This window comes from Bacillus sp. ABR (genome assembly GCF_056172715.1).
Map to the genome: position 1 here is coordinate 333,542 of NZ_JAOYSL010000002.1, position 12,779 is coordinate 346,320.

Annotated in this window: 18 protein-coding genes; all 18 read right to left on the reverse strand. The window is 42.5% G+C overall.

Translation table 11 applies throughout. From position 1 onward, the window contains the following. Positions 1 to 51: 51 nt before the first annotated feature. The 18 genes from folD to OIT90_RS07115 all read right to left on the reverse strand — a co-directional run bounded on the left by folD (position 52) and on the right by OIT90_RS07115 (position 12,614). Complete coding sequence (gene folD, locus OIT90_RS07030; protein WP_039179869.1) at positions 52 to 903, reverse strand: bifunctional methylenetetrahydrofolate dehydrogenase/methenyltetrahydrofolate cyclohydrolase FolD; 852 nt, start codon at positions 901 to 903, stop codon at positions 52 to 54. Positions 904 to 914: 11 nt separating this feature from the next. After that, positions 915 to 1,310: a transcription antitermination factor NusB gene (gene nusB, locus OIT90_RS07035; protein ID WP_012010530.1), complete on the reverse strand. Its 396-nt coding sequence runs from the start codon at positions 1,308 to 1,310 to the stop codon at positions 915 to 917. A 210-nt stretch (positions 1,311 to 1,520) separates the two neighbouring features. After that, positions 1,521 to 1,928 (reverse strand): Asp23/Gls24 family envelope stress response protein, encoded by a 408-nt coding sequence (locus OIT90_RS07040; RefSeq protein ID WP_034280262.1) that lies wholly within the window; start codon positions 1,926 to 1,928, stop codon positions 1,521 to 1,523. Between the two features lie 25 nt (positions 1,929 to 1,953). Then, complete coding sequence (gene accC, locus OIT90_RS07045) at positions 1,954 to 3,303, reverse strand: acetyl-CoA carboxylase biotin carboxylase subunit (protein WP_039179872.1); 1,350 nt, start codon at positions 3,301 to 3,303, stop codon at positions 1,954 to 1,956. A gap of 11 nt (positions 3,304 to 3,314) precedes the next feature. After that, complete coding sequence (accB, locus tag OIT90_RS07050) at positions 3,315 to 3,797, reverse strand: acetyl-CoA carboxylase biotin carboxyl carrier protein (protein ID WP_039179875.1); 483 nt, start codon at positions 3,795 to 3,797, stop codon at positions 3,315 to 3,317. A 195-nt stretch (positions 3,798 to 3,992) separates the two neighbouring features. After that, entirely contained in the window at positions 3,993 to 4,625 is a 633-nt protein-coding gene (locus OIT90_RS07055; RefSeq protein ID WP_185847121.1) for a SpoIIIAH-like family protein, read from the reverse strand. Beyond that, positions 4,625 to 5,296 (reverse strand): stage III sporulation protein AG, encoded by a 672-nt coding sequence (spoIIIAG, locus tag OIT90_RS07060; RefSeq protein WP_039179881.1) that lies wholly within the window; start codon positions 5,294 to 5,296, stop codon positions 4,625 to 4,627. The genes OIT90_RS07055 and spoIIIAG overlap by 1 nt, the downstream gene beginning before the upstream one ends. After that, a complete protein-coding gene (gene spoIIIAF, locus OIT90_RS07065; RefSeq protein WP_041086144.1) occupies positions 5,289 to 5,921 on the reverse strand; it encodes a stage III sporulation protein AF in 633 nt (210 codons plus the stop codon). The genes spoIIIAG and spoIIIAF overlap by 8 nt, the downstream gene beginning before the upstream one ends. Positions 5,922 to 5,935: 14 nt before the next feature. Then, positions 5,936 to 7,129 (reverse strand): stage III sporulation protein AE, encoded by a 1,194-nt coding sequence (gene spoIIIAE / locus OIT90_RS07070; protein ID WP_474892396.1) that lies wholly within the window; start codon positions 7,127 to 7,129, stop codon positions 5,936 to 5,938. Positions 7,130 to 7,148: 19 nt separating this feature from the next. Then, positions 7,149 to 7,562, reverse strand: coding sequence for a stage III sporulation protein AD (spoIIIAD, locus tag OIT90_RS07075; RefSeq protein WP_087978339.1), 414 nt, complete (start codon positions 7,560 to 7,562; stop codon positions 7,149 to 7,151). Beyond that, positions 7,559 to 7,765: a stage III sporulation protein AC gene (spoIIIAC, locus tag OIT90_RS07080; RefSeq protein WP_003153142.1), complete on the reverse strand. Its 207-nt coding sequence runs from the start codon at positions 7,763 to 7,765 to the stop codon at positions 7,559 to 7,561. The genes spoIIIAD and spoIIIAC overlap by 4 nt, the downstream gene beginning before the upstream one ends. A 19-nt stretch (positions 7,766 to 7,784) precedes the next feature. Beyond that, complete coding sequence (gene spoIIIAB, locus OIT90_RS07085; RefSeq protein WP_041086146.1) at positions 7,785 to 8,300, reverse strand: stage III sporulation protein SpoIIIAB; 516 nt, start codon at positions 8,298 to 8,300, stop codon at positions 7,785 to 7,787. Continuing rightward, entirely contained in the window at positions 8,294 to 9,217 is a 924-nt protein-coding gene (gene spoIIIAA, locus OIT90_RS07090; RefSeq protein WP_126681605.1) for a stage III sporulation protein AA, read from the reverse strand. The genes spoIIIAB and spoIIIAA overlap by 7 nt, the downstream gene beginning before the upstream one ends. 66 nt (positions 9,218 to 9,283) lie before the next feature. Further along, the gene (locus OIT90_RS07095) at positions 9,284 to 9,565 is read right to left on the reverse strand and encodes a YqhV family protein (protein WP_039179893.1); all 282 of its coding nucleotides are present in this window, start codon (positions 9,563 to 9,565) and stop codon (positions 9,284 to 9,286) included. A 328-nt stretch (positions 9,566 to 9,893) separates the two neighbouring features. Further along, positions 9,894 to 10,451 (reverse strand): elongation factor P, encoded by a 558-nt coding sequence (gene efp / locus OIT90_RS07100; RefSeq protein ID WP_024422954.1) that lies wholly within the window; start codon positions 10,449 to 10,451, stop codon positions 9,894 to 9,896. A gap of 25 nt (positions 10,452 to 10,476) precedes the next feature. Beyond that, on the reverse strand, positions 10,477 to 11,538 hold the full coding sequence (locus OIT90_RS07105; RefSeq protein WP_039179897.1) for a M24 family metallopeptidase: 1,062 nt from the start codon (positions 11,536 to 11,538) through the stop codon (positions 10,477 to 10,479). Beyond that, positions 11,535 to 11,978, reverse strand: coding sequence for a type II 3-dehydroquinate dehydratase (aroQ, locus tag OIT90_RS07110; protein WP_034280247.1), 444 nt, complete (start codon positions 11,976 to 11,978; stop codon positions 11,535 to 11,537). Before aroQ ends, OIT90_RS07105 begins: the two co-directional genes overlap by 4 nt. A 108-nt stretch (positions 11,979 to 12,086) precedes the next feature. Further along, the gene (locus OIT90_RS07115) at positions 12,087 to 12,614 is read right to left on the reverse strand and encodes a YqhR family membrane protein (RefSeq protein ID WP_126681603.1); all 528 of its coding nucleotides are present in this window, start codon (positions 12,612 to 12,614) and stop codon (positions 12,087 to 12,089) included. Positions 12,615 to 12,779 lie beyond the last annotated feature (165 nt).

The window sequence follows — 12,779 nt, forward strand, 5'->3', positions numbered from 1 at the left end:
AAAACGCACATTCATCCACCGGCATCATGCAGGTGGATGAATGGATAAAGCTTATGCTAATGTACGTTTTGCTGATTTAACCGTATTGTGTGCAAGCATCGTAATCGTCATTGGACCGACTCCGCCAGGGACTGGTGTGATGTAAGAAGCTTTTTCTTTTGCTCCTTCAAAATCAACATCCCCGACAAGCTTCCCAGTATCCAAACGATTGACTCCTACATCGATGACAATTGCGCCTTCTTTGATTTGGTCAGCTTTAATAAAGTTTGCTCGACCGACGGCAACAACTAAAATGTCCGCTTTTAACGTGTGTTCTGAAATATTTGCCGTTCTTGAATGGCAGTAAGTAACCGTTGCGTTTTCATTTAACAGCAATTGTCCAACTGGTTTGCCGACAATATTGCTGCGCCCCACAACAACCACTTCTTTTCCAGAAAGATCGACACCCGTTTTGTTCAATAATTCAACAATACCTGCTGGTGTACAAGGAAGGAATGTATCTTCCCCAAGCAGCATTTTCCCGATATTTAATGGATGGAAACCATCTACATCTTTCTCAGGTGAAATACGTTCAATAACGGCTTTTTCAGAAATGTGTTTAGGCAGTGGAAGTTGAACAAGAATCCCGTGGAATTGATCGTTCGCATTGTACTGATCAATCAGCTGAAGCAATTCTTCTTCTGTTAAAGAAGCATCTAAATGATCAAGCTGGAAATGCATGCCCATTGCTTCTGCTGCTTTTTTCTTCCCGCGTACGTAAGAAAGTGAAGCCGGATCATCACCGATTAGAATAACGGCAAGACCAGGTGTGACTCCTTTTTGTTTTAGCTCTTCTACTTCTTTTGCTAATTGTTCACGTTTTTCTTTTGCTGTTTCTTTCCCATCGATGATTGTTGCTGTCATGTCGAATCCTCCTATTGCTGCTTTAGGTCGTTTTTAATGTTCGAAAGTACACCATTTACAAATTTCGGTGCTTTATCATCGCCGAATAATTTGGCAAGTTCAATCGCTTCATTCATTGAGACACTAACTGGGATGTCTTCTTGATACACCATCTCGTACACAGACAGCCTTAAAATGGCTCTGTCTACGTTTGCAATACGATCGAGTTTCCAATTCACTAGATGCTGTGAGATCATGTCATCAAGCTTGTCCTTTTGTTCAAGCACACCGAAAACCAGTTCCTCGAAAAAAGGATCTGATTCTTGTTCATCCAGCGCATGTGTAATGGCCTCTTTCGGATCAATATTGCTCACATCAATTTGAAATAATGTTTGTAACGCCTTTTCTCTTGCAGTTCTTCTTTTCATTATTTACTCCTTTAACCACTTTATCCGCTTGTCGTTAAGCCATACAGAGATCATAACATATTTTGACCGTGGTCGCACCAAGATCCATGCGAGCTTTGACGAAAAACGAATCAATCAACACGTGACGTTATCAATATTCGGAAATCACCCAAAAATGGGCTTTAAAAAACCAAAGAGGCAATGCCTCCTTGGTTTCACTTGAACCCTTCTTTACATTTCTTGATCTACTTCAGCCTCAGGTGCTTTTGTATCAAATTGAATGCCAACGACATGAATGTTAATTTCATTAATCGTTAAGGCAGTCATGTTTAAAAGGGTTTGACGGATATTTTCTTGTACAGCAGTGGATACCTTTGGAATGGATAGGCCAAATTCAACCACACAATACACATCGATTGTGATGCCTTCATCAGAGACATCTACTTTTACACCTTTACGGTGATTTTTTTTACCAAAGCGTTCTGCTACATCAGCAGCGAAATTGCCGCGCATTTCGGCAATGCCTTCGACTTCTGAAGCGGCGATCCCAGCAATGACTTCAATCACTTCTGGTGCAATTTGCACTTTTCCCAATTGATCTTCATCAAGGTTCATTTCAAGCAAATTGTTTTCTGACACGATCATTCACCTCCGAAAGCTGTGATTATTTCATGATTTGGTATGTTTCTAAAAACTTCGTATTAAAATTACCACTCACAAATGTTTCATGCTCGAGCAATCTAAGGTGGAATGGAATCGTTGTGTAGACTCCTTCAATGACGAATTCTTGAAGCGCACGTTTCATTTTCGCAATCGCTTCTTCTCTCGTCTTACCATATGTGATCACTTTTGCAATCATGCTGTCATAATATGGCGGAATCACATAGCCCGGATAAGCGGCAGAATCAACACGTACTCCTAAACCGCCTGGCGGAAGATACATTTTAATTTCACCAGCTGAAGGCATGAAGTTTTTCTCTGGGTTCTCTGCATTGATACGGCATTCGATTGCCCAGCCTTCATATACGACATCCTCTTGTGTAAGAGAAAGCTTCTCACCTGATGCAACCTTGATCTGTTCTTTGATCAAGTCTACACCTGTGACCATTTCTGTCACAGGATGCTCTACTTGAATACGAGTATTCATTTCCATGAAGTAGAACTTCTCTTCATTATAATCATAAATGAATTCGACTGTTCCAGCACCTGTGTATTCAACAGCTTCTGCTGCTTTTACGGCTGCTTCACCCATTTGCTCACGGATGTCTGCATTCAGTGCTGGTGATGGCGTTTCTTCAAGAAGCTTTTGCATTCTTCTTTGGATCGAGCAGTCACGCTCTCCTAAATGAATCGTATTGCCATGCTGATCTGCAAGCACTTGGATTTCCACATGTCTAAAGTCTTCAATGAACTTTTCTAAATAGACACCGGGGTTCCCAAAGTTTTGCGCCGCTTCCTGCTGCGTGATGGTGACTCCGTTAATAAGCTCTTCTTCTGTACGAGCCACACGGATTCCTTTACCGCCTCCGCCTGCAGTTGCTTTAATAATGACAGGATACCCAATACTAGCTGCTGTTGAAACAGCATCATCAAGATCTTTTACAATTCCTTGAGAACCAGGAACGATCGGGACGCCTGCACTCTTCATTGTTTCTCGCGCGACATCTTTCGTTCCCATTTTGGAAATCGCTGACGCGGTTGGTCCAACAAAGATTACATTACATTCCTCGCAAAGCTCTGCAAAGTCTGCATTTTCTGCTAAAAAGCCGTATCCTGGATGGATCGCATCTGTTCCTGTTAATTTTGCTACGCTGACGATATTCGTGACATTTAAATAACTATCTTTAGAAGCAGTTGGTCCGATGCAATATGCTTCATCAGCCATTTGTACATGAAGCGCATCGCGATCCGCTTCAGAAAATACCGCAACAGTTTCAATTCCAAGCTCTTTACAAGCGCGGATAATTCTAACTGCGATTTCTCCTCTGTTTGCAATTAATAGCTTTTTAATCATGATCGTACTCCTTACTCTGCTTTCACTAGAAAGAGGGGTTGTCCGAATTCTACAAGCTGACCGTTTTCAGCTAATACTTCGACGATTTCACCTTTTACTTCTGCTTCGATTTCATTAAACAGTTTCATCGCTTCAACGATACATACAACTGAATTTTCCTTCACCTTAGAACCTGTTGTCACGTATGGATCTGCTTCTGGTGAAGAGGAAGCATAAAATGTGCCAACCATTGGGGATGTGATTTTATGCAGATTTTCAGACGCAGTTGCCTCTTGTGCAGGGGCTTCAGTCTGAGCTGGAGCTTGTGCTGTAGGAGCTTGTTGAGCCGGAGCTGCTTGGACAGGAGCCACTGGTGCTTGTGCCGCAACTTGCTGAACGACTTCTTTATTTTTCTTCAGTTTGATTTTCGCACCTTCGTTTTCGTACGTAAATTCGTCGATTGTAGAGTCGTCAATTAATTTAATCAGTTCATGAATTTCTTCAATTTTTAACATGGATTTGCACCCCTATGTATGGATTTATCTTTTAATTATAGGCTAGTACTAAAAGTACGTACTATACACATCTTACAGGAGGATTTCAATGAATTCAACTACTATTGTGGCGAAGCGTCTCGCGAAAGCACCTTGGAAGGGGCGTCAAGCCGCATCAAAAAACGCCCTTTTCGGCAAAGGGCGCCAGTTCATTTTTTATTGATTAGTGGGCTCAAAAGTGACAGCTACGTTATCAAGACCTCTCATTTCTTTTGTGACCATATCAATAATATCGGCCGCTTGAGACTTTGATTTTTTATCAGAACGAACCGTGATGCTCACTTTATCTCCTTCAGCACTTACGAGCGCATCTTTATAGCCTTTTGTTTTGATCAAGGTCTCGAGCTGACGCTCAGTTCCTTCTGCTTCACTAAGCGCTGTCATTTGATCGTATGCTTCACTTTTTTCTTGTGCCGTTGCATCGTCACTGGAGACGATTTCGTTGTATTCTTCGCGCTGCTTGCTTCGTTTATCTTCAAGCTCTAGTCTGTATGTTGTAAAAAGCTCATCGTCTGTCTGCTCTGACACAGCCTTTCCTTCTTCACCGCTTGTTTCGATACCCTCTTGTTTGCCGTTTGTTTCTTTGTCAGTGGATTTCTTATCAGCGCCTTTTTCCATTCCTTTGTCCGTTCCTTTTTCTGTTTCAACCTTTTTCTCTTCAGTCCCTTTTGATTTCGTATCTTCTACTGTCACTGCATTTTCACCCTGTGGAGACATGATATAGTACACACTTAATACGACAACTAAACTTAGCATCGTTAATAGCCAAACCGTTTGTTTTTTTAACATCATTCCGAATCCTCCTTGATTTTTTTAGGGGCAACAGCCACTCTATGGCTCGGTACATCAAGCACTCGTGTAACCGCTTCAATGATGGTTTTCTTTATTTGAACGTTGTCTACTCCTTGAGCAACAACGAGGACACCTCGAATTTCTGGCTTTTTCGTTTGCACAACGACTGGTGTTTCTTCATTCCCATTTTTGATGATGACGACTTCTTCTTCTTTTGTTTGATCGGTGACACTTCGTACACCGCCTTCTTTATCTGTTTCCTCGGTCGTTGTACTTTTATTAGATTTGTTTTTTTCAAACACTTTTAAAGACGTTGCATCTACATTGACCACAATGGATACATCCTCAACGCCGATGATGGTCTCTAAAATTTCTTTCAGCTGGTTTTCGTATTCTTGCTCCACGTCCTCAATTGAATTCTTTGGTTTACCTGAGGATGCCGGTTTGAATACTTCCTGCTCTTCTGAGGATGTTTTTTTAGCAGCAGGAACCGCAGCTTGTTGTTTGCTTGATGGCGGTGACAAGATCTGACTGACTAACATGAAAGATACGCCGATAATGAATACAAGCAGCAAGTAATGGTGCTTCGTTAATTTGGGTTTCCCTTCACCTTTTTCAGGCGGCTGGAAGAATGATTTCAGCTTTTGTTTCCAGTCCTTGTTATTCATGATCTGCTGCGTCACCTCCCTCAATGTTCAGCGCGATGTGCTCAGGACTCGTATTCCAAACATCAGCCAGCGTCTCTTTCACCCTCGTGATCTCTTTGCTAGAAGATTCAGCGCTTTCCTCCTTTTGCCTGGAGAGATCAATGTCCACCTTTGCCACCGTTTCTACAGCATCACCTGTGAGCGGGGAAAGAACTGCTTTGATGCGAAATTGATCCGCCTCCATATTCTGATCCAGATGCTCCTCATCAGCCAGCACTTCTACGTGTTTCATTTCATAGCTCTCCTTCTCCAGTGGCTCCTTTGCGCTTTTTTCTAGTTGGACAGCCATTTGCTTTAAAATATATGCACGCTGAGAGGCTTGTATTTCTTTTTTTTCTAAATTCATCTGATTTTTTATTTCTTCTGACTGCGCTTCTTCCTTCCCTTTCATCAATTCTGAAAAAATTTGGTCAGGATCTGCTCGAAATAAAGCAAAAATCGGATTGAGCATTACGACGATGAGCAGCAGACTGACGACCATTTTTGCATACTTTTGCATGCTCGAATTGGGAAGCAGAAGATCAATGACAATCGCAAATAAGATAAAGAGAATAATACTTGTGATCCATTCCGTGAGAAAGCTCAACAGGTTTCCCCTCCTTACTTCATCATCATGGTCAGGTTACCCGCAGTAATGATGACGGTAATGCTTAAAAAGAACATGAGCGACACAACAGCAAGTGCGGCAAATATATACAGCACACTTTTTGAAATGACATCAAGACAGCTGATGATGGGTCCGCCCCCTAACGGCTGAAGGATCGCGGCAGCAAGCTTATATATAAGGGCTAACGAAAGTACTTTAATCGCCGGGAAGGCGGCAATTGAAATCAAAATGGCGACCCCAACTAGTCCAACTGTATTTTTAAGTAAAACAGAGGCGCTGATCACGGTATCCGTCGCATCTGTGAACATTCTGCCTAGAACAGGGATGAAGTTACCGGTAATGAATTTGGCTGTACGAAGAGCGATTCCATCAGTAACCGCTGCAGATGCACCCTGAACGGAAATGACGCCGAGAAAAACAGTTAAAAAAACGGCAAGCCCGCCAATTGCCACATTTCTTAACAGCTGCGCAAGCTGGGTGACCTTGTATTGTTCGGTCAGCGTACTGATAATACTTAATATTGCTGATAAAAAGATGAGCGGGAGAACAACATACTGAATGAAAACACCGCTCGTGTTCATTAAAAATAAAATAACGGGATGAAAGAATCCAGCTGAGACAAGTCCGCCTGATGAAGCAATAAGCGCTAGTAAAAGAGGAATAAGAGCAAGAATAAAACTGGTCATCGTTTGAATGGCTTCTGTGGCATAAGAAATCGCCACATGAAAGCTGTTGAGTGCAATAATAATCAGCACCATATAAACAAGAGCATATGCGACTTTGCTGACGGTGCTTTGTTCAAAGGCATTTTGCAAAAGTTGCAAAAGCGAACAAAAGATGGTGAGTAAAATGAGAGTACCTAGGAGCTTTCCGTTTGCAATGACCTCGTGAAATAGATAATGCACAAAGGCTTTCAGCCATGTTTGGGGAGACAGCTCTTTATCACCGTCAATCATTTCCTTCACTGTGCCCTTTTGGCTTTCTGGCAAAAAGCCGCCATACTCGTCCAAAATGGTTTCCCAAAAGTCACTGATGGAATGAAGCTCAATTGCATCAGCCTGTCCATTCGCCACTTCCTCTGCTGCTGGCTGTTCATTAGATAAAGGTTCTTTTTCTTCTGCACCTGCATGCGGAGCAATCAGCCAAAAGAAAAGCATTAATCCCATTACAGCGGTCACCCGTTTCATTATCATCACCTCTTTTCATTTACGTCATGGACGGGATCATCCCTAAGATCGTCTCAATGATAACTGTTAAAATCGGTACTGCCATGACCAAGATGAGAATCTTACCGCCTAGCTCTATTTTTGATGCAATGGCGCCTTGCCCAGCATCTTTCGTCAGCTGAGCGCCAAATTCCGCAATATAGGCAATGCCGATGATCTTCAATATGGTTTCAACATACTTCATATTGACGCCGGCACTTGCTGCAATTTTTTCAATCATTGAGATAATGGCATAGATTTGATCAATTAAATAAAGGAAAATCACACATCCAGTAAAAACGACAAGCATAAAGGCGAAGGTTGGCTTCTGTTCTTTGACGATTAATGCTAAAAAAGTAGCGATTAAACCAAGTCCAACAATTTGTATGATTTCGATTTGTAAGCCCTCCCCTATCCTTGAAATAGAAATACGGCTTTAATCTTTTTAAACAAATCGTCTACAATGGTTGCCACCATAAACAAAATGTAGATAAACCCAAGCAGCGTCACCCACTGAGCGTACTCTTTCTTCCCCATTTGGTCTAAAATCGTATGGAGAAAGGCCACGACGATGCCTACTCCGGCAATTTGAAAAATGACGTTTACATCAACGCCCATGCTCTCGACTCCCTTCCTCTCACATCAATAAAAGAATCAGTAACAATCCGCTTAAAAATCCAAGGCTTCTGACCATTTTTTCATTTTTCGCTTGGGCGATTTCTGCTTCTTTCTCCTCTGATTCCAAATGGCCTAAAGCAAGCTTGATGTACTTTTGCTGAGAAGTGACATCATGCTGGCCAAGAGTTTCCCCAAAGTGCTTCAGCGCCTCATATTCGCCTTTTTTCAATACAGTCTTTTTCCAAACATCTTCAAGACTTTCGTTCCATGCATGACGTGCAGAAAAAGTCCCCACTTTCAGCTTCTCTGAAAATTGTTCAAACAGCTGATTCACAGGAGGACCTACCTGCGCTGCAATTTGCTCTGCAGCCCGCGCTAAAGGGGTTTGGCCATACATAATTTCAGCTTCAAGAGACTGGAGAGCAAAGCGCAGCTGCCGAATTTGTTTAGGTCTGTCGCTGTATCGTTTGGCAAACTCGAATCCTCCCCAAGTCGTGGCCGCGACAATGAAAATAGCGCCAATGAGCTTTAACATACGTCCACTCCCCGCCTCCATTTCATCTCTTGGCCGTCCCCGCCGTACATCCGCCCGATCGTACCTGGTCCATTGTTTCGATTTAATTCAACATATCGTTCAAACACACGAAGCTCCCATAACGGCTTAAATGAAGGACGTTTATATACATCTTCAAGTGAATAGCCATGAGCTGAGACGATGATGTTGACTCCGGCATGAATCGCTTCTAAAAGTGCCTCGACATCCTCGCTTTTTCCGATTTCATCGACAATCATGACCTCTGGGCTCATTGACCGAATCATCATCATCAATCCTTCAGCCTTTGGACACGCATCGAGTACATCAACCCGGTGGCCAAAATGGTGCTGCGGCACCCCTCTTATACAACCGGCAATTTCAGAACGCTCATCAATAATGCCTGTTTTTCTAGGAGGAATTGTCTTTGTGCCTGTACTAGCAAGACGTGCTATATCCCGGAGCAATGTGGTTTTCCCCGTTTGCGGGGGACCGATGATGAGTGTATTGTGCCAGTGTTCTTCATATAAATAAGGAAGAAAGGGAAGCGCAATCCCGATTTTTTCTTTTGCAATGCGGATATTAAATGAAGAGATATCTCTTAGCCCTTTGACAAATCCGTTTTCAACGATCACCTTTCCTGCAAGTCCTACCCGGTGTCCGCCAGATATGGTGATATAGCCCTGTTTTAGCTCTTCCTCAAGTGTATACATGCTGTAATTGCTCAGCCTGCCTAATAGCTGAGACGCATCTTCCCAGGTGGTGTGATAAGAAAGGAAACGTGGTTTTCCTCCTTGCATCAGTTCAATAGGACGATCCGTGCGAATGCGGATTTCTTCTATTTGCGCCCATTCTGCCTCTTTCAGCAGTCTGAGTTCTTGTCCAATCGAGTGCGGGAGAATATCCAACAAACTCCGCAACGAATTCCCCTCCTTTTTTTCTTCTCTAAAATGTATGATGTGAGCCGTTAATTATGCCAAGCCGTTTCACTTATAGATCCCAACAAGAATAAACACGACACCAATGAAAATGAACACGAGCTTTGCATAGGATAGCTGCCCTGCAATTTGATAGATTCCAATCGTCATCGTGATAATAAAAATGAGTGGCCCGATGATCGCCAATATACTATTGATGACCACCGCTTTCCGTACATCATTTGTGATTAAAATGAGGATGGCTGCCGTCAGTTCAATGGCGGCGGATAAGAACCTCATGCCTGCCATTGCAGCGACCGACGGGTGTATGCCTGGGAGAAATTGTTTCATATAGAACCTCCAGCTTTTTTTACACTATATGCTTGACCATTTGGAAGTAGTCTTGTTTTTCAGGAAGGAAGAGAGATGAATGAGAGAATTGAGAGAGGGCCAGTCTTGAGGAGTCATTTTTCAATAAAAAAAGACTGTAAACACGAGGTTTACAGTCTCAGCGTGTAGACAAACCCTCGCATTCGGTGTCAGGTCTGCGCGCTGGTGCTCACGAATAACAAATTCGCTCCGCGCCAGTGCTCACCCTTCCTAGACTGCAAAGGTTTTCTATCACACTGAAAAGAAGACAAAGGCTGTAAACACGAGGTTTACAGCCTTTTTTGGTTCATTACGCTCTTGAAACGTATGAGCCATCTGATGTATTAATCACTAGTTTATCTCCTTGGTTCACAAAGAAAGGAACGTTGACGATTAAACCAGTTTCAGTTTTTGCCGGTTTTGATCCGCCTGATGTTGTGTCACCTTTAATACCAGGCTCTGTTTCTACTACTTCTAGTTCTACTGTGTTTGGAAGTTCTACTCCAAGTGTTTCAGCACCGTACATCACGATTTGAACAGACATATTTTCAAGCAAATATTTCAGCTCATCTTTAATTTGTGCTTCACTTAGTTCAAGCTGCTCATAAGAACTTGTATCCATGAAGACATGCTGATCGCCATTAGCATACAAGTATTGCATTGTTTTTGTTTCGATTTGTGCTTTCGCTACTTTTTCGCCTGCACGGAATGTTTTTTCTTGAATGGCACCAGTACGCAGGTTACGCAGTTTCGAACGAACAAACGCTGCGCCTTTCCCTGGTTTTACGTGCTGGAAATCCACTACTCGCCAAATACCGCCGTCCACTTCAATTGTCAGGCCAGTACGAAAATCGTTTACTGAAATCATTTTGTCATCCTCCTACATTTCACCATCATAATATGATAAGTTCTTTCGGTGAGTGGGTCAATCGTTTATTGCCGTCAGCTGTCAGGACAATATCATCCTCAATTCTCACGCCGCCGACATCTGGCAAGTAAATCCCCGGCTCAACTGTGACGACCATTCCCTCTTCTAAAACGACCTCTGATCGTGAGGAAAGGCCTGGCGCTTCATGTACTTCCATACCTAGGCCGTGCCCGGTTGAATGCCCGAAGTATTGACCATAGCCGTACTTTTCAATGATGTCTCGTGTGATGCGATCAGCTTCTTTTCCTGTTAAGCCTGGCTTGATTCTATCCACACCAGCGTTTTCTGCTTCTAATACGATATGATAAATTTCCTTTAGCTTGTCGCTTGGTGTTCCGACAGCAATCGTTCTTGTCATATCAGAACAATAGCCTTTATAGTAAGCACCGAAATCGAGTGTCACTAAATCACCAGATTCAATTACCTTTTCACTCGCTCTTCCGTGCGGCAGGCTTGAACGAACACCAGAAGCAACAATCATATCGAATGAAGATCCTTCAGCACCTTCTTTTCTCATGAAAAATTCAAGCTCGTTCATGACAGCAATTTCCGTCAGGCCCGGCTTGATGTAAGTGAGAATATGATCAAAGGCGTGATCTGCAATCTTCGCAGCTTCCTCTAATATCTTAATCTCTTCACTAGACTTAATCAAGCGCAACTTTTCAACTGATTCAGAGACTGGAACAAGCTCTATCTCACCTGCTTTGGCTGCGTACTGCTGATACGTGGCAAATGTCATATGGTTTTGTTCAAACCCAAGGCGTTTTACTCCAAATTCCTTCGCCGTTTGGGCAGCCGTTTCCACAATGTTTCCTTTGTGTTCAATGATGTCATAACCTTTGACTTGGTCCTTCGCTTGCTCTGTATAGCGGAAGTCCGTGATAAAAGCTGCCCGGTCCTTTGAAACAACTGCAAGGCCGGCAGATCCGGTAAAGCTGGTCATGTACTGTAAATTAAAGCTGCTCGTAATGACAAGGCCATCGATCTCTAATTCACTTAAAAGTGTTCTTAGTTTTTCAAGTTTCATGATACTGCTCCCCCTTCACTGACTAAATAACGAATCGCCAATTTGTACCCTTCTAAGCCAAGTCCAACGATTTGCCCTTGGCATACTGGAGCAAGTACAGAATGATGGCGGAATTCCTCTCTCTTATGAACATTTGAGATATGTACTTCAATGACAGATAAAGAAATACTTGCAATGGCATCTCTCAGCGCATAGCTGTAGTGGGTAAATGCACCCGGGTTAAACACGACTCCATCGTACTGATCTTCTGCTTCGTGGAGCGCATCAATCAAATCTCCTTCGTGATTCGATTGAAAGAACGTTAATTGAATGTTTGCTCGTTCTGCAAACTGGAACAAATCTGTCTCTAAATCTGTCAGCGTCTTACTTCCATAAACAGCAGGCTCTCTTTTGCCAAGCCTATTTAAATTGGGTCCATTCAGTACAAGAAAATGAGGCATATGACCACTCCTTCACCCTAATTCAATCTATATTGAGATCTGTTTCTTTTTCCTTAGAAACCTTTCGTTTCCAAAAATATTTTATCATATGAATAGGTGATTTACACTTTATTCTGTCTTTTTCCCGAGTGCCCTCGCAAGCTTTTGACTCGTCAATTCATTATATTCAAAAGAAATGCTGTACCCAACAAACATGCCATATAAAATATATAGGCAAAATGTCGTAACAATGGTGCTTTGCTGCAAGTCTTGTACTTGCTTTACATCTGGGAAAATGGGATTAAATACGTAAAAAACGAGCAGCCATAAAAGCCCGCCATAAACCAGACCCATCCAAAAGCCTTTGATCCTTTTTAAAAGCCCATAATAAATAAAGGCGGCTCCAATCGATAAAATTCCTAACAGCATAATACTTATAAAAGTACCAAGTCCTCCCTTTTTCCACTCTCCAAGCACAAATGGCTGAAGCAGCATGTTAGGACTCACCTCTGAAAAATGGAACACATAGGTCAGAAACCCGATAAAGCCCCAAAAAACACCGCCTACAAAGCCTGTAGCAGCTGCTCTTGCCACAAGTGATGTCGTTTGCACGGACTGATTTTTTTCTTCTTGGTTTTTCTTTTCATCACGTTTCATTTGTGAACACCTCCAGCAAGTAGTATGTCCAAAATGTCATGAAAAAAAAGGATTTCCATGCGTGAGTGTAAAATTTTTAAAACAGGGTATACTGGCTAAAAAGAGGTAGATAGAATTCTAGTAGATAATCGACCTGTGCGCTAGTGATTTCCCCTCAAATCCTGT

Excerpts from the sequence above, each read along its gene's own strand:
- folD (WP_039179869.1), bottom strand. The coding sequence starts at position 903 with ATGACAGCAACAATCATCGATGGGAAAGAAACAGCAAAAGAAAAACGT.
- nusB (WP_012010530.1), bottom strand. The coding sequence starts at position 1,310 with ATGAAAAGAAGAACTGCAAGAGAAAAGGCGTTACAAACATTATTTCAA.
- accC (WP_039179872.1), bottom strand. The coding sequence starts at position 3,303 with ATGATTAAAAAGCTATTAATTGCAAACAGAGGAGAAATCGCAGTTAGA.
- accB (WP_039179875.1), bottom strand. The coding sequence starts at position 3,797 with ATGTTAAAAATTGAAGAAATTCATGAACTGATTAAATTAATTGACGAC.
- OIT90_RS07055 (WP_185847121.1), bottom strand. The coding sequence starts at position 4,625 with ATGTTAAAAAAACAAACGGTTTGGCTATTAACGATGCTAAGTTTAGTT.
- spoIIIAG (WP_039179881.1), bottom strand. The coding sequence starts at position 5,296 with ATGAATAACAAGGACTGGAAACAAAAGCTGAAATCATTCTTCCAGCCG.
- spoIIIAE (WP_474892396.1), bottom strand. The coding sequence starts at position 7,129 with ATGAAACGGGTGACCGCTGTAATGGGATTAATGCTTTTCTTTTGGCTG.
- spoIIIAC (WP_003153142.1), bottom strand. The coding sequence starts at position 7,765 with ATGGGCGTTGATGTAAACGTCATTTTTCAAATTGCCGGAGTAGGCATC.
- spoIIIAB (WP_041086146.1), bottom strand. The coding sequence starts at position 8,300 with ATGTTAAAGCTCATTGGCGCTATTTTCATTGTCGCGGCCACGACTTGG.
- OIT90_RS07095 (WP_039179893.1), bottom strand. The coding sequence starts at position 9,565 with ATGAAACAATTTCTCCCAGGCATACACCCGTCGGTCGCTGCAATGGCA.
- efp (WP_024422954.1), bottom strand. The coding sequence starts at position 10,451 with ATGATTTCAGTAAACGATTTTCGTACTGGCCTGACAATTGAAGTGGAC.
- OIT90_RS07105 (WP_039179897.1), bottom strand. The coding sequence starts at position 11,538 with ATGAAACTTGAAAAACTAAGAACACTTTTAAGTGAATTAGAGATCGAT.
- aroQ (WP_034280247.1), bottom strand. The coding sequence starts at position 11,978 with ATGCCTCATTTTCTTGTACTGAATGGACCCAATTTAAATAGGCTTGGC.
- OIT90_RS07115 (WP_126681603.1), bottom strand. The coding sequence starts at position 12,614 with ATGAAACGTGATGAAAAGAAAAACCAAGAAGAAAAAAATCAGTCCGTG.